General features: G+C 63.1%; 23 protein-coding genes. 8 read left to right on the plus strand and 15 right to left on the minus strand.

Going from position 1 to position 23,798, the window contains the following annotated elements; translation table 11 throughout:
- The 6 genes from BLT42_RS09435 to BLT42_RS09460 form a co-directional block, all read right to left on the minus strand.
- A partial coding sequence (locus tag BLT42_RS09435; protein WP_143024100.1) for an IS5 family transposase occupies window positions 1-284 on the minus strand: 284 nt, incomplete at its 3' end.
- A gap of 73 nt (window positions 285-357) precedes the next feature.
- A complete protein-coding gene (locus BLT42_RS09440; protein WP_176780317.1) occupies window positions 358-2,763 on the minus strand; it encodes a putative bifunctional diguanylate cyclase/phosphodiesterase in 2,406 nt (801 codons plus the stop codon).
- Between the two features lie 115 nt (window positions 2,764-2,878).
- Window positions 2,879-4,402 carry a Ppx/GppA family phosphatase gene (locus BLT42_RS09445; RefSeq protein ID WP_233342417.1) on the minus strand — a complete coding sequence of 508 codons (1,524 nt, stop codon included), beginning with the start codon at window positions 4,400-4,402 and terminating at the stop codon, window positions 2,879-2,881.
- Between the two features lie 5 nt (window positions 4,403-4,407).
- Window positions 4,408-6,585 carry an RNA degradosome polyphosphate kinase gene (locus BLT42_RS09450; protein WP_091770095.1) on the minus strand — a complete coding sequence of 726 codons (2,178 nt, stop codon included), beginning with the start codon at window positions 6,583-6,585 and terminating at the stop codon, window positions 4,408-4,410.
- Window positions 6,582-7,262, minus strand: a complete 681-nt coding sequence (locus BLT42_RS09455; RefSeq protein WP_143024101.1) for a P-loop NTPase family protein — start codon at window positions 7,260-7,262, stop codon at window positions 6,582-6,584. The genes BLT42_RS09450 and BLT42_RS09455 overlap by 4 nt, the downstream gene beginning before the upstream one ends.
- Before the next feature lie 22 nt (window positions 7,263-7,284).
- On the minus strand, window positions 7,285-8,364 hold the full coding sequence (locus BLT42_RS09460) for a DUF2066 domain-containing protein (RefSeq protein ID WP_091770099.1): 1,080 nt from the start codon (window positions 8,362-8,364) through the stop codon (window positions 7,285-7,287).
- Window positions 8,365-8,494: 130 nt separating this feature from the next.
- Here BLT42_RS09460 and purM point away from each other — a divergent pair, with 130 nt between their 5' ends.
- From purM to arfB, 3 genes are read left to right on the plus strand one after another with little or no spacing between them, the layout of a single operon-like run.
- Window positions 8,495-9,535 carry a phosphoribosylformylglycinamidine cyclo-ligase gene (gene purM, locus BLT42_RS09465; protein ID WP_091770317.1) on the plus strand — a complete coding sequence of 347 codons (1,041 nt, stop codon included), beginning with the start codon at window positions 8,495-8,497 and terminating at the stop codon, window positions 9,533-9,535.
- A gap of 45 nt (window positions 9,536-9,580) precedes the next feature.
- Entirely contained in the window at window positions 9,581-10,231 is a 651-nt protein-coding gene (gene purN / locus BLT42_RS09470) for a phosphoribosylglycinamide formyltransferase (protein ID WP_091770101.1), read from the plus strand.
- A 19-nt stretch (window positions 10,232-10,250) separates the two neighbouring features.
- Window positions 10,251-10,670 carry an alternative ribosome rescue aminoacyl-tRNA hydrolase ArfB gene (gene arfB, locus BLT42_RS09475; RefSeq protein WP_091770103.1) on the plus strand — a complete coding sequence of 140 codons (420 nt, stop codon included), beginning with the start codon at window positions 10,251-10,253 and terminating at the stop codon, window positions 10,668-10,670.
- Here arfB and BLT42_RS09480 read toward each other — a convergent pair.
- The 5 genes from BLT42_RS09480 to BLT42_RS09500 all read right to left on the minus strand — a co-directional run bounded on the left by BLT42_RS09480 (window position 10,667) and on the right by BLT42_RS09500 (window position 14,432).
- Window positions 10,667-11,686 (minus strand): adenosine deaminase, encoded by a 1,020-nt coding sequence (locus BLT42_RS09480; protein WP_091770105.1) that lies wholly within the window; start codon window positions 11,684-11,686, stop codon window positions 10,667-10,669. The genes arfB and BLT42_RS09480 overlap by 4 nt on opposite strands.
- Window positions 11,687-11,757: 71 nt before the next feature.
- A complete protein-coding gene (locus tag BLT42_RS09485) occupies window positions 11,758-12,378 on the minus strand; it encodes a LysE family translocator (RefSeq protein ID WP_176780318.1) in 621 nt (206 codons plus the stop codon).
- 90 nt (window positions 12,379-12,468) lie between these two features.
- On the minus strand, window positions 12,469-13,065 hold the full coding sequence (locus BLT42_RS09490) for a demethoxyubiquinone hydroxylase family protein (RefSeq protein WP_091770109.1): 597 nt from the start codon (window positions 13,063-13,065) through the stop codon (window positions 12,469-12,471).
- A gap of 128 nt (window positions 13,066-13,193) precedes the next feature.
- On the minus strand, window positions 13,194-13,616 hold the full coding sequence (ndk, locus tag BLT42_RS09495) for a nucleoside-diphosphate kinase (protein WP_091770319.1): 423 nt from the start codon (window positions 13,614-13,616) through the stop codon (window positions 13,194-13,196).
- A 147-nt stretch (window positions 13,617-13,763) separates the two neighbouring features.
- Complete coding sequence (locus BLT42_RS09500; protein ID WP_176780319.1) at window positions 13,764-14,432, minus strand: DUF2268 domain-containing putative Zn-dependent protease; 669 nt, start codon at window positions 14,430-14,432, stop codon at window positions 13,764-13,766.
- A gap of 294 nt (window positions 14,433-14,726) precedes the next feature.
- On the opposite strand from BLT42_RS09500, the gene BLT42_RS09505 reads away from it, so the two are divergent.
- The 3 genes from BLT42_RS09505 (at window position 14,727) to BLT42_RS09515 (ending at window position 18,704) form a co-directional block, all read left to right on the plus strand.
- On the plus strand, window positions 14,727-16,610 hold the full coding sequence (locus BLT42_RS09505; RefSeq protein ID WP_091770113.1) for an ABC-F family ATP-binding cassette domain-containing protein: 1,884 nt from the start codon (window positions 14,727-14,729) through the stop codon (window positions 16,608-16,610).
- 681 nt (window positions 16,611-17,291) lie between these two features.
- A complete protein-coding gene (locus BLT42_RS09510) occupies window positions 17,292-17,687 on the plus strand; it encodes a TspO/MBR family protein (protein ID WP_091770114.1) in 396 nt (131 codons plus the stop codon).
- Between the two features lie 96 nt (window positions 17,688-17,783).
- On the plus strand, window positions 17,784-18,704 hold the full coding sequence (locus BLT42_RS09515) for a calcium/sodium antiporter (RefSeq protein ID WP_091770116.1): 921 nt from the start codon (window positions 17,784-17,786) through the stop codon (window positions 18,702-18,704).
- An 18-nt stretch (window positions 18,705-18,722) separates the two neighbouring features.
- Here BLT42_RS09515 and BLT42_RS09520 read toward each other — a convergent pair whose 3' ends face one another.
- From BLT42_RS09520 to BLT42_RS09535, 4 genes are read right to left on the minus strand one after another with little or no spacing between them, the layout of a single operon-like run.
- Window positions 18,723-19,115 carry an I78 family peptidase inhibitor gene (locus tag BLT42_RS09520; protein WP_091770118.1) on the minus strand — a complete coding sequence of 131 codons (393 nt, stop codon included), beginning with the start codon at window positions 19,113-19,115 and terminating at the stop codon, window positions 18,723-18,725.
- Window positions 19,116-19,134: 19 nt separating this feature from the next.
- Window positions 19,135-19,437: an I78 family peptidase inhibitor gene (locus tag BLT42_RS09525; protein WP_091770121.1), complete on the minus strand. Its 303-nt coding sequence runs from the start codon at window positions 19,435-19,437 to the stop codon at window positions 19,135-19,137.
- Window positions 19,434-19,886, minus strand: a complete 453-nt coding sequence (locus BLT42_RS09530) for a DNA polymerase III subunit chi (protein WP_091770123.1) — start codon at window positions 19,884-19,886, stop codon at window positions 19,434-19,436. The genes BLT42_RS09525 and BLT42_RS09530 overlap by 4 nt, the downstream gene beginning before the upstream one ends.
- 45 nt (window positions 19,887-19,931) lie before the next feature.
- Window positions 19,932-21,410 carry a leucyl aminopeptidase gene (locus BLT42_RS09535; RefSeq protein WP_091770125.1) on the minus strand — a complete coding sequence of 493 codons (1,479 nt, stop codon included), beginning with the start codon at window positions 21,408-21,410 and terminating at the stop codon, window positions 19,932-19,934.
- Window positions 21,411-21,532: 122 nt separating this feature from the next.
- Here BLT42_RS09535 and BLT42_RS09540 point away from each other — a divergent pair, with 122 nt between their 5' ends.
- Both BLT42_RS09540 and BLT42_RS09545 read left to right on the plus strand, forming a co-directional pair.
- Window positions 21,533-22,648 carry an LptF/LptG family permease gene (locus tag BLT42_RS09540; RefSeq protein ID WP_176780320.1) on the plus strand — a complete coding sequence of 372 codons (1,116 nt, stop codon included), beginning with the start codon at window positions 21,533-21,535 and terminating at the stop codon, window positions 22,646-22,648.
- 3 nt (window positions 22,649-22,651) lie between these two features.
- A complete protein-coding gene (locus BLT42_RS09545; RefSeq protein WP_091770129.1) occupies window positions 22,652-23,749 on the plus strand; it encodes an LptF/LptG family permease in 1,098 nt (365 codons plus the stop codon).
- Window positions 23,750-23,798 lie beyond the last annotated feature (49 nt).

A 23,798-nucleotide genomic window follows, 5' to 3' on the forward strand; every position in this document is an offset into this window, starting at 1 on the left:
ATGGAACTGTCGATCAGCTGCAGCGACTGCGGCGAGCGCCGGGCCAATTCCTCGAACACCCTCAACCAGATACCTCGCTTGGCCCAGCGATTGAACCGGTTGTAGACCGTTGTGTAAGGGCCGTACCGACCGGGAAGGTCGCGCCACGGAGCCCCGGTGCGCAGCACATAGAAGATCGCGTTCACCACCCGCCGATCGTCCACCCGCCGCTTGCCCTTGCCCGGCTTGGGCAAGAGCGGCCCGACAAGCGCCCACTCTTCATCGCTCAAATCATAACGTGCCATGATCTCCTCCTGCTTCGCGCAGAAGTGAATCACGCAATCAACGATCCGGGAATCCCCTTATTGAGTACAGACCCTAGCTGGCCGTGCGCATCTGGATCGCGTCCGGAGCAATGACCGCGTCGCGATCGATCGCCTGCATCGCCGGCGCCGATCCGACCAGCGCGACCAGGGCCTCCAGATCAATCGGCCTGGAAAACAGATAACCCTGGGCCTCATCACAACCGAGCTGACGGATAAGGTCGAGCTGTGCCGATGTCTCCACGCCCTCGGCGACGGTGCGCATGCCGAGCACCCGGGCCAGCGCAATGATCGCGCCGACAATCGCATCGGAACTGTCTTCCTGACCCAGGCAATCGATAAAGGATTTGTCGATCTTGAGCTTGTCGAAGTCGAATTTGCGCAGATAGCTGAATGAGGAATAGCCGGTCCCGAAATCATCCATGCTGATGCGCAGGCCGAGGGCGCGCAATTTCTGGAGCACGGCCAGATTGGCCTCGGTGTCGGCCAGCAGGACGGACTCGGTGATCTCGACCTCGATCCGCTCGGCGGCGACGCCACTCGCCGCAAGGGCATTGACGAAGACGGCGCACAGATTGGGGCTGCGCAATTGCATCGGCGAGACATTGATCGCAACGCGAATACCCGGATCGATTTTCGCAGCCGCCGCAATCGCGCTGCGGATCACCCATTCGCCGATCGGAACGATCAGTCCGGAGCGCTCGGCCAGATCGATAAAGCGATCCGGCGCGATATTGCCGAGCCGAGGATGTTCCCAGCGCAGAAGCGCCTCGCAACCAGCGATGATGCCTGTCGATGTCCCGGCCAGCGGCTGATAGACGAGGTGCAATTCCTCCCCGGCGATGGCCGAGCGCAGATCATGTTCCAGCAGCATTAATTCCTGCGCTTCCAGATCCATCGTCCAGTCGAACTCAACGACATGGCCGCGCCCCTGGGCCTTGGCGCGATACAGGGCCAGATCGCCCTGGCGCAGCAGCACTTCCATATCATCATCATGCTCGCAGACCGGGCGCAATCCGATACTGGCCGAGCATTTCGCGACACTGCCATCGATCAGATAGGGCTGCTCGATCGCATCAATGATCTGGCGCGCCAGCAATTCGGCATTATGGCCGGGCTGGTTGATGACCACGGCGAACTCATCACCGCCCATTCGGGCGACCAGTCCGGCACTGCGGATCACAGCGCGGATACGCTGCGCAGCCTCCACCAGCACCGCATCGCCGGCGGCATGGCCGAGCGTGTCATTGATGATCTTGAAGCGATCGAGATCGATCAGCAGCAGGCTGCTGGCCTGCTTGCGCGCCGGCGGGTGGCCGAGCACCTCACCGAGAACAGCGCGCAATGTGCTGCGATTGGCCAGTCCGGTCAGACTGTCATGCGCGGCCAGATGAGCAATGCGGTCCACACTTTCGCGTTCGCCGGTAATATCAGACGCAACGCCTTTATAGCCTGCAAACACGCCATTCTGACGCACGGGTTTGCCGGTCAGCGCGATCCAGCGCGCGCCATTTTCCACTCTCGTGCGCACGACGTGGTTGGAAAAACTCCCGTCCCGCTGCATCAGTTCGCCGAGCTCCCGGCTCTGTGAATCGGGTTCGAAAAAGGTCAGAAAGTCATCAGTCGTCTCGTGGCCGGCTGCGGCGGAATCGCAGACAAAACGCGCCCCGCCACCGGTCGGCCGCCCGGTCGCGTCCGTCGTCCACAACCAGTCCGACGCCGCTTCCTCGAAATCACGCAGCAACATCCCGATCAGGTCAGCCTGTTCACGTGCCAGACGTTCGCCGAGCAAACGGCCAACGAATTCCTTGTAAACGCGCGCCACGCCGTAGAGCAGCGTACTCGCATAGACCGTCAACATGCCGCTGACGAAGAGATTGAGAGGCGTAGGCTCCCGAAGCAGGCCGACATAGCCACCCAGCGCGAGAAGCCCGATGAAAACAGTCGCTGCACGCGGTACTGTGCTCATGATGAAGGCGCCGCCGCACATCATGCCGACGGCGACCACCGCGATCACCATCTGGTTTTGCGGTGTGGCACTACTGAAGCACAAGGCCGGAAGCAGGGCCCAGACCATGCCCATCAACGCCGTATCGCGCGTATTGGCGCCGATCGAACGTTGGGACCGGGTCTGGACGGGCGCGCGCTTGTGCCGACGCGCCGAACGCGCCGATCGAGCCGCGAAAACCAGCATCAGCCCGGTGATCGCTACAGCCCAGCCGACGACAATCGTGCGGGCTTCGGTGCCGAACATCAGGCCTAGCATCAAGCCCGCGTTCAAAAGATTGGCGAGAACAATCAGCGGCGCGAAATGCTGGAAGACCGCGAGTTGTTGCGCCCGGACCCAGCCAGCGCTTTCGGCTGGAATATCGACGGCAATCCTGGCCGCACCCGCCAACCGGCGCCACCCGTCCCGGATGAGGCTGCTGACACCTTGATTGTGTGAAAGGCTACGTCCCATGCTCTCGGGAAGTAGCGGAATGCATTTCAGAAACCGTGTACACACCCGGTCGTAAACGCGCATAAATTATGCACTTTCCAATGCCGATATTGCGCAGGACCTACGCGTCAGCCGTCTAGAGATAGCGCACCTCGCCCTTGCGGCCGATTGCGCCGGCCAGATGACCGAGCAGGGAGACAGAGCGCTCGACATAGAGGTCGCGCACGCTTTCATCGACATCGAGGCAGACCAGGCCGGGCTCGACGCGCAGTGTGAAACGATCGAGCAGGCTGGCCGAGCGACCCGACAGCTTGGCGCCCAGCCGCAGGGTGCAGCCGAGCATCTGGGCAACGTCGTGCTGGGCTTCGTCGATCAGATGGAAGACCGGGAGTTCGTCCAGCGCACTGCGGCGGCCACCATACCGGTAATGCATCACGGCGGCGAGGAAGGCCCGTTCGGCATGATTGATGCCGGCAAAGGGCGCGTAGAGCACGCTGTCACGAGTCAGTTCAAGGCGATGGTCGGGATGGCGCCGCGCGCCCAGATCAGCCAGCCGAGCGGCCGTTTCCTGCAAGACCCGGTCGCGGCGCGGCGTGAAGACCGTGTCGACATTGGCCATCGCCGGAGCAATCCAGCTGGCCAGCGACCGTCCGAAATCCGGGGTCGGCGAGACCGGTCGCGCCAGCGCTTCAGCACCGGCAATCAACGGATCGATCGCCTGCACGGCCGCAGGCAGTCCCTGCATCAAAACGCCTTCGCGCAGACCATAAGCGGAGAAGACGACATGGGAGAATTTTCCCATCTCGACGATGCGGCTGAGCAGGAGGGCGGCATAGGGAATGCTCGGAGCCCGGCGCGAGGAAATGCCGGGAATGCCAGCCAGCGAGGCTGTGCTGAGACGGCTCGCCAGCCGCGTCAATTCCCGCACGCCCCTGGCATCAATGCGAAACTGGTGTGCGACGCGCAGTGGATAGTCGGAGCGCGCGAAAGCCAGCTGCGCCAGCGAACGCCACGCACCGCCGATCGCATAGAATTCACCGCCCTGCCCGAGCAGGACACCATCCTCGCGCAAACGTTGATCAATCACGGCGCAGACCGCATCGGCATCCCACGGGCCCGGCGGAATCGCTTCCTGGGGACCGAGCGCAAAGGTCTGCCCGGCGCCGAGCGCGCCGTGATCAAGCGGTGTCAGTTCGAGACTGGAGCCGCCCAGATCACCCATCATCCCGTGCGCGCCGGGAATGCCGGTCACCAGGCCGAGCGCCGACAGTTCGCCCTCCTCCGGTCCGGACAGGACACGCAGCCGGAAACTGGTTTCCGCCGCGACGCGGCGCACGAAGTCCGGTCCGTCACTGGCATTGCGCACTGCCGCCGTCGCGACCGCATAGCGCTCGCCGACGCCCTTGGCGTCGAGCAGGCGTTCGAAACGTTTCAGCGCCCGCATGGCAATGTCGATATTGTCGGGATGCAGCGTGCCGCGCTGGCGCAGGCCGCGTCCGAGCCCGGCCATCACTTTCTCATTGAAAACCGGCCAGATCGCCCGTCCCTCAAGGCGGAAATGCACCATACGCACGGTATTGGAGCCGACATCAATCACCGCGATATCACGTTCGACGGCATTCTCCGCGAAAACCTGATGGGTGATGCTGACCGGGTCCAAGAGCGCTAACCATCCCCCGTGAGAACGGGTGGCTGGTCATTCTTGAGGGCGTGGCCGCGACCGGACAGGCTCGGATTGGTCATGAAATAGGCATGGGCGCTGAAGGCCTTTTTCATGCCCGAGGTATCGACCCGGCGATACTCGCCCTGCCCGTCCATATACCAGCTCTGGGCGGTGTCATTGAGATTGGCGACCATGATCTGGTCGAGCACCTGGCGATGCACGGTGGGATTCTGGATCGGGCAGAGCAGTTCGACGCGGCGGTCGAGATTGCGCGGCATCCAGTCGGCCGAAGAGATAAACACCTTCGCCGCCGGTGACGGCATTTCGCTGCCATTGGCGAAACAGGCGATACGCGAATGCTCCAGAAAACGCCCGACCAGGCTCTTGACGCGGATATTCTCGGACAGGCCGGGAATGCCCGGACGCAGGCAGCAAACCCCGCGCACGATCAGTTCGATACGCACGCCGGCCTGGCTGGCGCGATAGAGGCCGTCAATGATTTCGGGATGAACCAGCGCATTGAGCTTGGCCCAGATCGCGGCCGGCTTGCCGGCCTTGGCATTGGCGATCTCGATTTCCATGTGCGCCAGCAGGTCTTCCTTCAGGCGTAGCGGCGAGACCGAGAGGCGTTCCAGGTTTTCCGGGCGCGCGTAACCGGTGACGAAATTGAAGATCCGCCCGGCATCGCGGCCAAAGGCCGGATCTGCGGTGAAGAGCGAGAGATCGGTATAAACCCTTGCCGTGATCGGATGGTAATTGCCGGTACCGAAATGGGCATAGGTGCGCAGGGCCGTGCCCTCGCGCCGCACGACAAGCGAGATCTTGGCGTGGGTCTTGTACTCCATGAAGCCATAAACGACCTGCACCCCGGCGCGCTCCAGATCGCGGGCCCATTTCAGATTGGCTTCCTCGTCGAAGCGCGCCTTCAGCTCGACCAGGGCGGTGACATTCTTGCCCGCTTCGGCAGCCTCGATCAGGGCAGCAACAATCGGCGAATTCTTCGAGGTCCGGTAGAGCGTCTGCTTGATCGTGACGACATCCGGGTCGGCGGCCGCCTGGCGCAGGAATTTCACCACCACATCGAAGCTCTCATAGGGATGGTGGATGATGATATCCTTCTCCCGGATGGCCTCGAAACAATCGCCGCCATGGTCACGAATGCGTTCCGGATAGCGCGGCTCATAGGCGGGGAAAACCAGATCCGAACGATCATCGGGGATGAGTTGGTCCACCTGGGCCAGGCCCAGAAGCCCGGGCATCGGGACCACATCCTGTTCTTCGGCGTGCAGGTGAGCGACGATAAAGTCGCGCAGCCCCGAAGGCATTTCCGCATCCAGCGTCAGGCGCACAATCACACCGCGGCGGCGCTGCTTCATCAGGCGTTCGAACTCGAGCACGAGATCCTCGGATTCCTCCTCGATCTCGATATCGCTGTCGCGGATGACGCGAAAAGCGCCGCGCCCGAGCATTTCATAGCCCGGAAAGAGCTCGTCGACATACATCGACAAAACGGTTTCCAGCGCCACGAAACGCCGGGCCGGACGCCCCCGTTCGCCATGCGAGCGCGCCGGCAATTCGACGAAGCGTTTGACGCCCGACGGCATCGGGATCAGCGCATTCATGATCTTGCCGGTGCGGTTATTGCGCAATTGCAGCGCCAGCGCGAACCCCAGATTGGGAATGAAGGGGAATGGATGCGCCGGATCAATCGCCAGCGGCGTGATTACAGGCAAGGTGTGGGAGAGGAATTCGCCACGCAGCCAGGCGATATCAGCGCGTGACAAATCGGCCTCGGCGAGCACGCAGACGCCGAGCGCAGCGATCTCGTCGCGCAGGGCGCACCAAAGCGCCTGCTGCTTGCCGATCAGCTCGCTGGCCAGGACATGGATCTGTTCGACCTGTTCGGCCGGCGTCAGCCCGTCGAGACTGGTCGCGGTCACACCATTGCGGATCTGGGCCCGCAAACCGGCGACGCGCACCATGTAGAATTCATCGAGATTGCTCGCCGAAATCGACAGGAAGCGCAAACGTTCGAGCGCCGGATGATTGGGGTTTTCCGCCTCGCCGATGACGCGTCGGTTGAAGCGAAGCCAGGAGAGTTCGCGGTTCAGGAAACGCTCGGGCGAGTTCATCAATGCGGCGATGTCTGGCGGGTTACCGGTTGTGACGGGCAAACTCATTCATTGTCTCCATGCTCGGGCAGGTCACCCAGCACCGCGCGCGCCACGGCACGATTGACCGGCGTCTGCCGGGCCAGGGCGAGTTTATCCATGCGATCGACCAGGCTTCGCACCGCCGAGACCGAGCGTTCCATCCGCGGCAGCATATACTCAACCACTCCCGGACGCAGCGGCGCGCCGCGATCCTGGAATTGCTTCAGCAAGAGCCGGGTCAACAATTCATCGTCGGGCTCGCTCAATTCGACATGCGGCAGGGCCCGCAGGCGCGAAACCAGATCAGGCAGGCTGGCGCGCCACAAGACAGGCGGTGCGCGCCCGGTAATCAGCAGGCCGGGAATATCGCCTTCCGCCGCGCGGTTGATCGCATGAAACAGCGCCGCATCATCAATTCCGTCATCGACGTCCTCGACCAGCAGGCTGACGCCCGAGGGCAAAACAGCCAGGCAGGCGGCGAGGCTGGCTGCATCGGTGGTCCGGGCACCGGCGCGCTGCGCCCAGATCGCGGCGAGATGGGATTTGCCGGCCCCGCTCGGACCGGTCAGCGCCAAGACCGCACGCGGCCAGTCACGCCATCGCGACAGGGCCGCGACGGCGTCCGCATTGGCGCGGCCTTCAACAAAACTTTCCGCGCTGAAATCCACCCGTACAGGCAGGTTGAGCACTAATTGCCCGGTCATGCGTTCAAGGTCCGATTCTGGCTCAAAAAGCGCTGCGAACGACCCAGCCCAGTCCGGGATGCTCTTCCAGCGCCGCACCGCGTTCGGCAAGCTCGGACATCAGCTGCTCAAGCGCACCGCGATGACTGACCGTCATCAGGGCACCATCGCGCGAGATGGCATCGAGCCGCGCATCGCTGACCAGCGAGGCGCCGGTGACAGCCGCCTGCAGCGATTGCCACTCGGTCAGGCCGCCATAGATCACCGTGATGCGCATCTCCTCGGTCGAGGTGTTGCGCACGATTGCTTCGCGCTTCCAGGCATTTTCGCGCCCGACAACAAAACTCATCGCGCCATCGCGCCAGCTGCCATAGACCGTTTCCGGCCCCCAGGTATCGACAGCCATCTCGGCACCGGCGTCGAAGCTGACGAGAAAACCGCCCATGCGTCGCACGCCATCGCGTTCCTGGCCGCGCAGAACGGCGATACGGCTGACACCATAGAGCGAGGCCATCTCGCGCAGCCCCGCCTCATCCAGCGCCAGGGCATCACGCGCCGACAGGATCGAGCGGGCCGCACTGTCGCCCGGCACGATCATTGGTGCCAGGGCATGGGCATAGGACCGGCTCGTCCAGGCCGATAGCCAGGGATTCTGGTCCCAGAGATAGAATTGCCCGCCCGCTTCATAGACCGGCAGCACCAGGGTCGGCCGCGCCTGGGACTCCACGAAGGGCACGCCATAGCTGGTGAGCAGGCGGACCACGGCGCGGCGGTCAAAATTCACGTCCAGCTCGCCGAGATAACGCGTCGCACTGCGTTGCTCATTGTCAATCTGCAAGCCGGAAATAAGCTCGGCAATCGCGGAGGCGTCGAAGATGGAATCGATCGCGCCAGCCGAGCCGAAATCGAGCGGCGTGCCGACACGATCCTCCGGCAGGGTCATGCGTTCGATCAGGCGCTGCGCCGCCATCGCCTGTCCACGGCGCATGGCGATGGTCTGGGCATCCAGCGCATTACTGCCGGTGGCATCAATGGAGACACCGAGAATCGTATAGGGATCGTCCGCGACCGCGAGGGCGGGACTGACGAGAAACAGGCAGATAGCGGCAAATATCGGTCGCACAGGCACGACTCCTTGGTATCGATTGGTCTTTAGTATAGCCAGACACAGTCGCGCGTGAAGCCCGTGACTTGCTTCTCAGGCAGGTTTCGACTGTACTCCGCCGCGTTTCACACAGGGCTTGGAAACCAGCATGACCGCCAGCGATGACAAAAAACACCCGAATGGGCTGACCTATGCCGCCAGCGGCGTCGATATCGATGCCGGCGATGCGCTGGTCGACCGGATCAAACCGCTGGCCAAATCGACCCGCCGCCCCGGCGCTGCGGCCGATCTGGGCGGGTTTGGCGGCGCCTTCGATCTCAAGGCCGCGGGCTATAATGATCCGATCCTGATTTCCGGCACTGACGGTGTCGGCACCAAGCTGCGCCTGGCGATCGATACCGGCAAGCTTGACACGGTCGGCATCGATCTGGTCGCCATGTGCGTCAATGATGTCCTCGCCCAGGGCGCCGAGCCGCTCTACTTTCTCGATTACCTCGCCACCTCCCGGCTCGACCCGGTGCGCGGTGAAGCCATTATTGCCGGTATTGCGGCCGGTTGCCGCGACAGCGGCTGCGCCCTGATCGGCGGCGAGACGGCCGAAATGCCCGGCATGTATGAGGGCGATGATTTCGACCTCGCCGGCTTTGTTGTCGGTGCTGCCGAACGCGGTGCGCTCCTGCCCGATCATGATCGCATGGCCGCCGGTGATGTGCTGATCGGCCTCGCCTCCTCGGGGGTCCATTCCAACGGGTTCTCGCTGGTGCGCAAGGTCGTCGAACTGTCCGGCCTGACCTGGTCGGACCCCGCTCCCTTCGCCCCCGGCCAGACACTGGGCGAAGCCCTGCTGGCGCCGACCCGGCTGTATGTGAAGGCCTGCCTGCCACTGATCAAGGCCGGTCTGGTCAATGGCCTCGCCCATATCACCGGTGGTGGCCTGGTCGAGAATCCGCCACGCATGACGCCGGACCATCTGGTGCCCGTCATCGATTACGACGCCTTCGAACTTCCGCCCGTCTTTGCCTGGCTGGCAAAGACCGGCGGCATCTCGGCGCATGAAATGCACCGCACCTTCAATTGCGGTATCGGCATGTTGTTGTGCGTCGCACCGCGCGATATCGATGCGACGATCAGCGCCCTTGCGCAGGCCGGCGAGACCGCCATGATTATCGGCGAACTCAAGTCGGCCTGACCCCGTCAACACCCCAGACGTCAACCAAAGCCAAGGATGCACAAGATGGCGAAAACCAAGATCGCTGTGCTCATTTCCGGGCGCGGTTCCAATATGCAGGCGATAATCCAGGCGGCGAAGTCCGAGAGCTATCCCGCTGAAATCGTGGTAGTCGTCTCCAATAACCCCGATGCTGCCGGGCTCGAATACGCCCGCGAGGCCGGGATTGAGACCGAAGTCGTCGATCATCGCGAGTTTGAAACCCGCGAAGAATTTGAGCAGGCGCTCGACGCCGTCCTGAAGCTCTACGATACCCGCATCGTCTGTCTCGCCGGCTTCATGCGCCTGCTCACGCCCTGGTTCACCGAACGCTGGCGTGACCTCCTGCTCAATATCCATCCCTCGCTCCTGCCCGCCTTCAAGGGTCTGCACACGCATGAACGGGCGCTGGAAGCCGGCGTGCGCATTCATGGCTGCACGGTGCATTATGTGCGCCCGGAAATGGATGACGGCCCGATCATCGGCCAGGCCGCTGTGCCGGTCCTGCCGGATGACACACCGGACACGCTGGCCACCCGGGTGGTGACCGCCGAACACAAGCTCTACCGCCAGTGCATCGCCCTGGCCTGCTCCGGCAAGGCCCGCGTCGCCGGCAGCCGTGTCCGCCTGCAAGTGCGCGAATTCGGTGCCGAATTGCTGATGAACCCGCACGACTGAGGCGATCAGGGATCTCGCGATGCAAATCACACCATCCCTCGAAATCGACGAAGCCGAACTGGAAGAGCGTTATACCCGCGCCTCCGGTCCCGGCGGCCAGCATGTCAACAAGACCGAAAGCGCGGTGCAGCTGCGCTTCAATCTCGCCGCCTCGACCTCCCTGCCGCCAGCGGTGAAAGCGCGCCTGGTGCGGCTTGCCGCCAGCCGTCTGACCAAGGATGGCGTGCTGGTGATCCGCGCCGAGGAAACCCGCTCCCAGGAACGCAATCGCGCCGCGGCGCGCGAGCGGCTCAAGGCGCTGGTGCTCGAAGCCCTCGCCCCGCCCAAGCCGCGCATCAAGTCGCGCCCCTCACTATCCTCGATCAAGAAGGTCAAGGCGGCGAAGGCGATCCGCGGGACGCGGAAATCGCTACGGCAAAAGCCGGGTACGGAAGACTAGGTTGACGCTTCAGCCACCACAGCATCGATCTCCGCCAGGTGCGCCTCGATCTCGGCGGGTTCGAGGAAACTGCCGCGGAAGGAATTCTTCGCCAGCTCGATGATCTCCGCCTCGGTCAGACCGATCGCGTCGGCCGTGCGGCGGAAATTCTCGTTGATATAGCCACCGAAATAGGCCGGATCATCAGAATTGATCGTCGCGCGCAGGCCGAGTGACAGCATGGTCTTGAGCGGATGGTCCTCGAGCCGGTCGATGACGCACAGGCGCAGATTGGAGAGCGGACAAACCGTCATCGTCATCTGTTCGCGGCCAAGCCGGGCGACCAGCGTGCCGTCCTCCAGGGCGCGATTGCCATGGTCGAGCCGGTCAATCTCCAGCATGTCGAGCGCCTCATGAATGTATTCCGGCGGCCCCTCCTCGCCGGCATGGGCAACGCGCATCAGACCCAAAGTGCCGGCAGCAGCAAAGACCTGGCGGAATTTCGACGGTGGATGGCCCAGCTCGGAACTGTCGAGACCAACGCCGTCAATGCGGTCGAGATGTTCCGCCGCCATTTCCAGGGTTTCGAAGGCCGCCTCTTCGGAGAGGTGGCGCAGGAAACACAGGATGAGTTTCGAGGTGATGCCCCATTTTTCCTCTGCCGCATCGAGCGCCGAGGTGATGCCATTGACGACAGTCGCGAAGGCAATGCCGCGATCGGTATGGCCCTGCGGGTCGAAGAAAACCTCGACATGGCGGACATTGTCCTCATGGACGCGGGCCAGATAGGCCATCGTCAGATCGTGGAAATCGGCCTGGGTGATCAGCACATTCATGCCGACATAATAGATGTCGAGAAAATCCTGCAGACTGCTGAAATCATAGGCTTTGTGGATATCCTCGACCGTCGCGAACGGGATTTCGATGCCATTGCGCCGGGCCAGTTCGAACATCAGTTCCGGCTCCAGCGAACCTTCAAGGTGAAGGTGAAGTTCGGCCTTGGGCAGGCGTTCGATCAGGGCGTGAAGAGAAGACATGCCGGGCCTCGCAATTGCGTTGGAATGAGTCGTGCGCAAACTGACCCCAGCCGGGCTTGTCCGCAAGGGGCTCAGGCCAGAACAATCATCGCGACCGTGACAAGCAATATGCCAGCGATGGCGAGATTGAGGATCCGCGCCGAACGGCCATCGGCCATGAAACGTTTCAGCGCGCCGCCAGCAAACACCCAAAGCAAGCCGCAGGGCGCGCCGAACAGGATGAAGGTTGCGACCATCAGCACCGCGCGTTCGGGGGCCGTGTCGGCCAGGGCGACATAGGCCCCGGCCGAGGACAGGGTCATCAGCAGGGCCTTCGGATTGACCCATTGGAACAGGGCCGCCTCATAGCTGCGGATGGGACGCGAGCGGACCGGCGCCGCCACCTTGCCGTCCGGCCCCGCCGTGGCCAGTCCGGCGCGCGCGAACAGCCAGGCCATCCACAACAGCCAGACCGCGCCGCCGAACTTGACCAGCGTGATGGCCCAGGGAAAGCGTGCGACCAGCGTCCCCAGCCCGAAGACCGCCGCGACCAGCATGATGTTGAAACCGAGATTGACGCCGAGCCAGGTCGGCAAGGTCGCGCGCACGCCGAACAGGGCGCTCGACGACATCAACATCAGATTATTCGGCCCCGGCGTCACCGACATCACGATGACGAAACTGACCAGGCCGGTATAGAGCGCCATGTCCATGTGAAGCGTCCTTGAGTGTGATTGCGCCCTGATGAGCGGACGAGGCACCGGATGCAAGCGGGCAGGCTCACATGCGCACATTTCGCGATGTCAGGATCGGGCAATCATGTCCGAATATTCGGCGCGTAGCCGGGCTGAATCGCCAAACGTCGCAATCCAGATCAGGGCCTCCGTCACGGCGGATACGATGCCGGTGAAAATTCGGGCGACCCGACAATGGGCGTCATACCCGGCCAAGCCGTGCTCGAGGTGCTCTTCCTCCTCGACCCTGATCGACTCAATCACGCCGGCAAGCTCAGGGTCGCGATCCTGAAGAAATCGAATTTGCTCGTTCAGATGCCCATGCACCGTGCTCTCGATCGCCGCCGTACAAGCCATGATGCCGCGTTCGCCGCCCAGCAAACTGATCAGCCCCAGCAGCCAGCCCCCCGCAACCCACAACACCGTACCCGGGCAAGGCGACAGCCCACGCTCGACCATGACCAGCCGGAAGCGCCTGTGGTGATCCATTTCATGGACTCTTGCCGCACGGAGAAAAGTCGCGGTCTCCGACCGTAATATCCGGCTCGCGACGAGCTGAGCGCTGTAGATCGCGATAGCACCCGCTTCACCCGCAGTGTTGACCCGCAATATGCGTCTGCGCGTCCGCTCCAGCGGAAATTGTGCATCGATATCCGAGTTTGTCATAATGAGCCTGTCGATGTGATCGGCGAGAGGTCCATCAGTAGATTGCTCTCGCCACCGATCAAGCCATGCTCACAAGAAAGGCCCGGCGTTTCCACCGGGCCCCTTGTCTGCAGATCGAAGCTTCAGCCTTAGCCGACCAGTTCGATACCGGCGAAGAAATAGGCAATCTCTTCAGCAGCGGTTTCCGGTGCATCGGAGCCGTGAACCGAATTGGCTTCGATCGACTCGGCGAATTCCTTGCGGATCGTGCCGGCTTCAGCCTGCTCGGGATTGGTGGCGCCCATGACGTCGCGATATTTCGCAATGCCGTTTTCGCCTTCAAGAACCTGGACCACAACCGGGCCTGAGATCATGAAGGAGACGAGGTCGTTGAAGAATGGGCGAGCCTTGTGGACGCCGTAGAAGGTCTCGGCCTGGGCCTTGCTCAGCTGCATGCGCTTCTGCGCGATGATGCGCAGGCCGGCGGCTTCAATCTTGGCATTGATGGCGCCGGTCAGATTGCGGGCGGTAGCGTCAGGTTTGATGATCGAGAAGGTGCGTTGCAGCGCCATGATAAATGGTCCTTGAAGCGATTGGTGGTGTTCGACCGGAAAGGCCCGGCCACGGAATTTGCGCGGCTTATAGCGGGCGTTGCGCCGAATGGGAAGCTGGCGGCGCGACAGGATGCAGAGTCCTGCGCCCACCGCACCGGACTGCGTCTAGTCAATCTCAGCCAAACTCCAGATCTCATCCGGGTTGAGCGTACTCAGATCGACAATCTCGCGACCGGAATTTTCCATCGCCCGGCGCACGATGAAGCTACCGGTACGGTAACCGACGGCGGCCCGCCCGTCCGGATGGGCGAACATCCACTGTCCGTAATCGGCATGCAGCGGCAGGCCGCGAACTTCACGGGCCCATTCGATTGCCAATCCCGCCGCCGGGGGCGCATTACCCGCATAGGCTTTGCCAGTAAGGGTCGCGGCATACACGACAGCCAGCCCCTCATTGGCAGCCGCTATCGCGATCCCGGGGCCGAAACGATTGCCGGAAATCGTCCAGCCGCGCACCAGATGGTGCAGTTCATGCGCGAAGGTCGACTCCAGCCCGTCGAGGATGGCGCCATCGACACCGCCGGCTCCCGACATCGAGATTTCGAGCACCACAACACCGGGCGCGTCGGAGCGGCCGGATACATGGCCGACAGCCGAGAGATCGCGATCAACCGGAATGATGGTGACGGCAACCTGGTCGGCCAGAGCGGGAAAATCAGCCCTCACGGCGCGGTAGGTCGCCTCGAGCACAGCAAGCGTCCGCACTTCCTGTGCCTCCGTAAAACTGAATGCGTCGCTCGACTGGAAACGGGCGCTGATGGCGGCCTGACCCATTTGGGTCTCGAGGCTCTCGAGGAGCTCCGCGGAGGCACCATATGCCGGGAATACAGGCAGCGCGGCGGCTAGCAGCACCGCGCGCACAAAACAGGAGTCTTTCATGAATCTATCCAAGACAAGGCGAGACCAGGCCTCGCGCACGCCCCCAGGCGCAAAGAGGACGGTTACACCGTAGCATGCCGTTCCAGAAGGGGGATTATGGGCGTGTGCATCCCCCGGCGAGAACGGCTCCCGCGCCGCCACGCCCCTCCACGCTTGCGCAATGCGTGAAGCCGGGCTACGCGCCTGCCCATGCTACACATCAATGATCTGACATATCGTATCGAAGGCCGGATGCTGTTCGACCAGGCGACCTTTCACCTGCCCCCCAAATGCAAGATGGGGCTGGTCGGGCGCAATGGCACCGGCAAGTCGACCCTGTTCCGGCTGATCCGCGGCGATATCCATCCGGAGGGCGGGGACACCACGCTGCGCAAGGGTGCCCGCGTTGGCTGGGTCGCCCAGGAAGCGCCGAGCGGCGATGAGAGCCTGATCTCTGTCGTGCTCGATGCCGATCTGGAACGCGCCGCCCTGCTGACCGAAGCAGAGACCGCGACCGATCCGCATCGTATTGCCGAAATCCAGATTCGCCTCGCCGATATCGATGCCCACACCGCCGAAGCCCGCGCCGGATCCATCCTCTCCGGTCTGGGTTTCACGGCTGAAGAGCAGTTGCGCGCCTGCCGCGAATTCTCCGGTGGCTGGCGCATGCGTGTCGCCCTCGCCGCGACCCTGTTTGCCGAACCCGATGTGCTGCTGCTCGATGAGCCAACCAATTATCTCGACCTTGAAGGCGTGATGTGGCTGCAGACCTACCTCAAATCCTTCCCCGGTGCCGTGCTGGTCATCTCCCACGACCGGGATTTGCTGAACGGTTCGATGCAGCGCATCGCCCACCTCAAGGACGGCAAGATCAATATTTTCGAAGGCGGCTATGACGACTTCGAAAAGGCCCTGGCCGAGCGCCAGCGCCTGCAGGTGAAAATGGCTGACAAGCAGGATGCCGAACGCAAGCATCTCCAGGCCTTCGTTGACCGCTTCAAGGCCAAGGCCTCGAAAGCCAAACAGGCCCAGTCGCGCGTCAAGCGGCTGGAGAAGATGCAGCCGGTCGCCACCATGGTCTCCGACCCGGTCGCACCCTTCCTGTTTCCCGCCCCGAAAAAGGCGATGGCCCCGCCGATCGTGCGGATTGAAGAGGTCGATGCCGGCTATGCGCCGGGCAAGCCGGTGCTGCGCAATGTCAATCTGCGCATCGATCCGGATGACCGGATCGGCATTCTCGGCCGCAATGGTGCCGGCAAGTCGACCCTGGCCAAACTGCTCTGCGACAAGTTGATTCCGCTGTCGGGCCATATGCGCCATCACAAGAAGCTGGAAATCGCCTATTTCGCCCAGCACCAGATTGACGGGTTGCACGCCGACACCTCGGCCTATCAGCACGTGATCGATCTGATGCCCGATGCGACCGAGGCCCAGCGCCGCGGACGTCTGGCCCGTTTCGGTCTGCCGCGCGACCGTCAGGAAACGCCCGCCGGCTCGCTTTCGGGCGGCGAGAAGGCACGGTTGATGTTCAATCTGATCACCTTCCATGGCCCTCACCTTCTCATCCTCGATGAGCCGACCAATCACCTCGACATTGACAGCCGCTCGGCCCTGATCATGGCGCTGAACGAGTATGAAGGCGCCGTCATCCTGATCAGCCATGACCGGCATTTGATCGAGAGCTCGGTCGACCGTCTCTGGCTCGTCGCCAATGGTTCGGTGACCGCCTATGACGAGGATATCGAGACCTATCGCCAGAGCTTCTCCGGCCGCCCGGCCCGCGCTGCCAAGCGCGAGAAGAAGGAGCTCCCCCAGGACGACAAGAGCGTCAAGCGCCGTAATCTGGCTGCCCGCCGCGACGAGCTCAAACCCCTGCGCGCTGAATCCACGCGCTGGGCCAAGGAGGCTGATCGCCTGCGCGGCATTCTCGACGTGATCGATCGCGGCCTCGCCACGCCGGGCCTCTACAAGAAAGACCCCAAGGCCGCCAAGGATTTGCAGATGAAACGCGCCAAGGCCGTCGAACTGATCGATGCGGCAGAGTCCAAATGGATGGCGGCGGAAGAAAAGCTCGAGGCCGCCCGCGCAGGCTAGGCGGCACACGAAAATCTCCACGCCGCAAGCGGCTGGAGGTTTGAGTGGCCCTCCCCGGTTTGGGAGGTGTGCGGGACGCCGGCGAATGCCGGTTAGCGCAATAATGAGTTGAGACATTCGAGACGTCCCGCACGTGGAGATTTACTCAGGTCCCTCGCGGGCCCTGCCTCGAAATGACCGTGGAAGATTGGTCGAGCCCTAATGCCTCACTTCCCCGATCATGGCCTCACCGGAACTCGGGCTGTCACGCCGTCGTGCGGATGAGCTCCACGCTCCCGACCGCCGCGAATGACTGAGCTCACGCCTCCCGTGCGACCGGAACGGGGCGATTATGCGCGCAGGTTGGTGGGGTGGGGATAAACTCAACAAAATATCGTCATCCCGACGCAAGTCGGGACCTCGACGCAACAAGTGCGGAGCCTGCGGTCTCGAGGTCCTGACTTGCGTCAGGATGACGTGGGACAATGGGCGAAGGGCGGGGATAAGCCACGTCAGCGCCGAATAATCACCGGCACCAAACGCGCCACCGTCATCCCACGGTGCGCGAAGCGCGCCCGAGCACCGTGGGATGACGGTGGGTTTATTGGCAGGGTGTGGGAGTTCCGCAGACCGCCGTCCCCGCTTGAACAAGACCCGCACTGCCCCCAAACTCCCAATGCGAACAGCCGCACGAGGCCAAACATGGAAACCAGGGACTGGTATGCTCAACTGAAAAGGCCGGCCTGGGCTCCGCCTGCCTGGCTGTTCGGGCCGGTCTGGTCGGTGCTCTATCTCATTATCGCGGGCAGTTTCGGCTTTGTATTCTGGCTCGCCTTCACCGGGGAAATTTCGGCCTGGCTGGCCCTGCCCTTCGTATTGAATCTGATCTTCAACGCGGCCTTCACGCCGCTGCAATTCGGATTGCGGAGCAATCTACTGGCAGCGGTGGATATCACGCTGGTACTGGGCACGCTGATCTGGGCCCTGGCCAGCATCTATCCGATCGCGCCCTGGGTGCTTTATGCCAATATCCCCTATCTGATCTGGGTCGGCTTCGCGACAGTGTTGCAATACACGATCACCGCACGGAACCGGTGACCGGAGCATTTATTTACGGCGGCATCTTGTAGCGCCGCGGCCTGATCCACACGTTCGCATCGGGTCGCGCCTCTGCGGACCCACCGGGGAAATTTCATGGATTATGTCTTTGTGACCGCCGGGCTGATCGGCCTGTTTTTTGGCGGCGATGCGCTGGTGCGCGGCAGTGTCGGGATTGCCCGACGGCTGGCGGTGCCGCCCCTGCTGATCGGCCTCACCGTCGTTGGTTTCGGCACCTCGACGCCGGAATTGCTGGTCTCTGTCGATGCGGCCCTGCGCGGCGTGCCCGATATCGCCGTCGGCAATATTATCGGCTCCAATATCGCCAATATATTGCTGATCGTCGGCGTCTCGGCGCTGGTCTGGCCGATCCGTGTCAGCGGCGCCACCCTGCGCCGCGACACCGCTGTCATGATGGCGGCGACGCTGGTGCTGATCCCGGTGCTCGCCATGGGCGAAATCTCGCGCCTGGCGGGACTGGTCCTGTTTGCCGGCCTCGTGACCTATCTGGCCCGGGCCTATCTGCGGCCCGGTGAGGCGCCGGCCGACAGCGGCACGGATGCCGCGCCGGCCTCCAGCCTCGTCTCACTGCTCTGGGTGATCGCCGGGCTGATTGCCCTGATGGCCGGTGCCCGCATGCTGGTCGATGGCGCCGTCTCGATTGCGCGCGGTTATGGGGTTTCGGAAGCCTTTATCGGTCTGACCGTCGTGGCCATTGGCACCTCATTGCCGGAATTGGCGACCTCGCTGATCGCCGCCTTGCGGCGCCAGTCGGAAATCGCCATCGGCAATATTATCGGGTCCAATATCTTTAACCTGCTGGGCATTCTGGGCGTCACCGCCATGGTCACACCCATCCCGATCGCCTCGCGCTTTCTGGTCTTCGACCTGCCGGTCCTGATGGTCGCCTCACTCGTCCTGACAGGCTTGCTGCTCACACGCCCGACCATTGGCCGCGGCGTCGGTGCGGTGATGCTGGCGGGGTATGTCGCCTATATCTGGTTTGCGCAGGGCTGATCGCCCGCAGCGCCCCCCCTAGCCACAGGTAATGCTCTCCACCGTATCGTCATCGGCGATCCGGATCGTCAGGCGTTCAGGCAGATATTCCATCGTGACCCGCGAATAGCGGCCGACAACGCGGTAATTGGCCGGCAAGCTTCGGCTATCAACCTCGATCCGGGGCTGGCCAACATGGTGCTGGAAATTCTCCATGCCGCACGACCCGGTGATCGGGCGCTGGAAAGGCGCGGTGCCGATATCCTGGACGGCGCCCATTGAGGGCATGTCGGAAACAGGCTCGCTGACGGCCGGCGCCTGCGGCTGCGGCTCGGGCATGACGGTCTGCGGCGCAGGCGCGCCGTCGAAGGCACAGCCGGCGAGCAGGAAGCCCGCAGCGAGGCCGGTGAACAGGGCAAGGACAGGTTTCATCAGATCAGATCCAGGGCGCTCAGCCACACCAGAGGCGGACAATGGCACCATCGCCATCGAGATCAATATTGAGGCGGTCGGGCCGGTGATCCATCGTGACGGGCTGGCCGGGATGGATCGGGCGCACGATGCGCGCCAGGCTTTCCAGATCAACTTCACGGATCGGCTGCCCGATCAGATATCCGCGCGCGTCGGCGCCGCAGGGGTCGGTGACGGTTTCAAAGCCGGGCAGGCTTGTGGCCGGCGGCTCGCCATTGCCGGTCGCGGCACAGGCCGAAACGGCCAGCGCGGCCAGCACGGGTAACAGGATGCGTCGGGTCATGCTTTCTTCTCCCAGCGGCCTTCCGGCGATTGGCGCCAGTATGAAACAGTTCGCTCGGCTGTCGACAATTGTTTCCAGAGCCGGCGCGCCGCATTGACGGCGCTCTCATCCTGGCCGTCAAACATGACAATCACACGCTCGAAGGCATCAGGCGCGTCCGGCACGGCGCCGTCGAGCAGGAAGAGGCATTGCGCCTGGTTGGGGTTCGCCTCGTCGCTGGCGAGCAGGACGGGCTGGCGCTCCGGCTCGGCCTGGTCGGCACGGCCGTGTGGCAGAAAGCTGGTCTCGCGCCAGGTCCAGAGCGATTGGTCGAGCGAGGCGAGGCGTTCGGCATCGCCTGAACGCACCAAGGCCCGCCAGCCCTTGGCCAGCGTTTTTTCAAGCAATTCCGGCAAGACCTCTTCAGGACCGGAACGCTCGAGATGATAGAACCAGATATCAGCCGGCATACACAAAAAGGGCGGCCCGAAAGCCGCCCTCTCCTGTTTCGAAGGCTAGCCTTCGTAATTATCGCGCACGAAGCGGTCGAGCATGCGCACGCCCCAGCCTGTGCCCCAGCTGGGCTGACGTGGATCGTCCTTCATGCCGCCCATCGCCGTACCGGCGATATCGATATGGCACCAGGGCTTGTCATTGACGAAGCGCTTGAGGAATTCCGCCGCCGAGATCGAGCCCGCCAGACGGCCTTCACCGACATTGCGCATATCGGCATTCTTGGTCTCGATATGCTTTTCGTAGTCAGGGCCGAGTGGCAGACGCCAGACCGGCTCGTCGGAAGCATTACCGGCGGCGAACAAACGATCGGCGATCGTGTCATCATTGGAGAAGATCGCGGCGCGCGTATTGCCCAGCGCGATCAGCACCGCGCCCGTCAGGGTCGCCAGATCAATCATGAGTTTCGGATCGAAGGTCTGCTGCGCATACCAGAGGACATCGGCGAGTACGAGACGGCCTTCGGCATCGGTGTTGAGGATTTCAATCGTCTGGCCCGACATCGAGGTGACGATATCGCCCGGACGCTGGGCATTGCCATCAGGCATGTTCTCGACCAGGCCGACAATCCCGATTGCATTGACCTTGGCCTTGCGGCCCGACAGGGCGGTCATCAGGCCGACCACGGCAGCGGAACCGCCCATATCGCCCTTCATTTCGTCCATGCCGGCACCCGGCTTGAGCGAAATACCGCCCGAATCGAAGGTCAGCCCCTTGCCGACGAAGACGAGTGGCTTTTCACCGGCCTTGCCGCCATTCCAGCGCATGATCGCGATATGGCTCTCGAATTCCGACGCCTGGCCGACACCGAGCAGGGAATGCATGCCCAGTTCGAGCATTTGCGCCTCGTCGAGGATTTCAATCTCGAGACCGAGCTTGGCCATGCCCTGGATCTGCTTGGCATAGGTTTCCGGGTTGAGAATATTGGGCGGCTGGTTGAGCAGTTCGCGTGCGGTATCGACACCATCGGCGACCGGGCCCCAATTGGCCCAGGCCGACTTCGCGGCGGCGACATCGTCAACGGCGATCGCAACCCGGGTCAGCGACGGCTTCTTGTCGTCGGAAAGCTTGGTGCGGTACTGGTCGAAACGATAGGCCGCCAGGCGCGCGCCAAGGGCAGCGCGGGCCGCGCCCTCGCCATTGGTCTCGCCATCGAGGCGCAGTGTCACCGCGGTTTCGCCGCCGATCAGCAGCTTGGCGACCACGGCAGCGGCGGCTTTTTCAAGCACGCTTTCATTCAGCTTGGCCTTGTCGCCGAGACCGAAAATCACGACGCGTCCGGCATCGATGCCAGCCGGTGCAATGATTTCCAGCGTCTCGCCGGCGCCGCCCTTGAAGCGCGACGCAGCAATGGCGCGGCCGAGCGCGCCTAAAGTCGCTGAATCGACCGACTGGGCAGCCGCCGAGAGCGAGGCCTTGTCAAAGGCTGGAACGGCGATGGCGCCGGCGGCAGAACCGGCAGTAACGAATTCGATCTTCATGGCTTGACCTTCTCGAGAAGCGGGGGCCCCAAAATGCAGATGGAACCGAAAAGATGGATTGCAGAAGTGGTATCCGATCCAGTCGTGAGATAGAAGGCGCATCACGCAGCGAAAATTCGGTCATGATTCTGGTTCAACGCTATTTCTTCCGGCAGATGCTCTGGCCGTTCATCACGGCGGTCTCGGCCCTGGCCGGTCTGGCGCTGTTGACGCAGAGCCTGTCGAATGTCGATCTGGTGTCGGGCTATTCGCAAACCGCCTTCACCTTTCTCAAGGTGACATTGCTGGCATTGCCGCAATTGACCGCCCTGCTGGTGCCGATCGCGATCTTTATCGCCATCCTGTCGGGCATGAACCGGCTCGCGGCCGACAGCGAGTTCGTGATCGCCTCGGCCTCGGGGATGAGCCGGCTCGCCGTGCTGTCACCGCTGATCCGCCTGGCGGTCTATGTCATGATCTTCAATCTCGCGATCAATCTCTTCGTCCAGCCGCTGGCCTACCGCGAGATGCGCCGCAGCCTGCACGATCTACGCTCCGATGCCGCCGCCAGCCTCATCACGCCGGGCGCCTTCACCCAGATCGGTGCCGGTGTCACGCTCTATGCCCGCGAGCGCGGCCGTGACGGCCATATGCAGGACGTGCTGATCCACGACACCCGCGTCGCCAATGAACCGATCACCATCACGGCGCGCGAAGGCTTCATCGTCCGCTCCTCGACCCAGTCTTCCATGGTGCTGGCCGACGGCAACCGGCAGCAGATCGATGCCGCCGGCGAGCTGGGCTATGTCACCTTTGACCGGACCGAATTCGACCTCGGCGAGTTTATCGGCCCGATCGATGCGATGTTCTTCAAGGAAAGCGACCGTTTCCTGCACGAGCTGATCTGGCCCGATGCCAGCACGATTGCCCGCAGCGGTGGCCCCGAGCGCGCCTGGGCGGAAGCGCATTACCGCCTGTCCTCGCCGCTCTACAATCTCGCCTTTGTGCTCATCGCGGCCGCCGTTTTCCTGGCCGGCGACTATTCGCGCATGGGTTATGGTCGCCGCGTGATGGTTGCCGTCGGGCTCGGCCTCTCCCTGCGACTGACCGGATTTGCGGTCCAGTCGGCCAGCGCCGTCGACGGCGCGGTCAATGCCGGCCAGTATCTGGTGCCATTGCTGGGCTGTCTCGGCGCGCTCACGGTCATCTACTGGCCCACGCGCGTGCGCCCGGCCCGCCATCTGGCCGGCGGAGCCTGAGCCATGCTGATGAGCCGCCTCAATCGCTATATGATGGTGCAGACCCTGGTCGGGCTGTGCCTGGCCCTTCTGGTGATCAGCACGGTCATCATCCTGGTCGATTTCGTCGAGCAATCCCGCGCCATCGGCACCCGGGTCGATATCGGCTCGCTCGACCTGCTCTGGCTGACCCTGCTCAAGACCCCGTCCCTGATCGAGACCACCCTGCCCTTCGTTTTCCTGTTCGGCGTGCTGACTTCGCTGTTCCGGCTCAATCGTTCCAGCGAGCTGATCGTGATGCGCGCCTCGGGCATGTCGGCCTGGCGGATCCTGTCGGCACCGATCGGCCTGGCGCTGGTCGGCGGGCTGCTGGGAACCCTGGCGCTGAACCCGCTGGGCTCGGCGGGCAATGCCGAGTTTGAACACCGCCGCGATGCCCTCATGGATGTGCGCCGCAGCGCCAATGTCGAGGAGCCGGTCTGGCTGCGTGAGACCAATCTGGATGGTTTCACCGTGATCGCCGCCCTGTCGCTCGATGAGGACAGCCAGCGCCTGATGACGCCGGCCTTCATGTATTTCTCGGTCAATGCCGAGGGCGTTCCTCAACTCGAGCGCCGGATCGACGCTGCAAGCGCCAGCCTGCGGGACGGGTTCTGGGAAGTCACCGAGGCCGTCGAGCGGACGCCGAACAGCGCGGCTCTCGATCTTGGACTGGTGACGATTCCGACCCTGATCAACCGCCAGGCCCTGTTCGAACGGGCACGCTCTCCGGACGGTGTTTCAGTCTGGGACCTTCCCGGCCTGATCGCGTCGGCGAATGAGGCCGGCCTTGCGACCGAGCGCTATGAGCTGCGCCTGCACCGTTTGCTGGCCCTGCCGCTGACCCTGCTCGCGGCGACCCTGATCGCAGCGGCGGCAACCCTGCGCCTGCACCGCCTCGGCGGCGCGGCGGCTTTCGCACTGGCCGGGGGGCTGGCCGGTTTCTTGATGTTTTTCCTGCAGGAGGTCCTCGGCTCGCTCGGTGCGACCGGCGCACTTCCCGCTGCCACGGCGGCCTGGGCCGCACCCGCGCTGACCGCCCTTCTGGCCATGAGCTACATCGCCTCGACCGAGGACGGATGACGCGATGGACGACTGCGGCGGCTTCCGTTAGTCATAAAGCCCGGTATTC

Origin of the sequence: Maricaulis salignorans (genome assembly GCF_900103475.1) — a bacterium.
GTDB lineage: Bacteria > Pseudomonadota > Alphaproteobacteria > Caulobacterales > Maricaulaceae > Maricaulis > Maricaulis salignorans.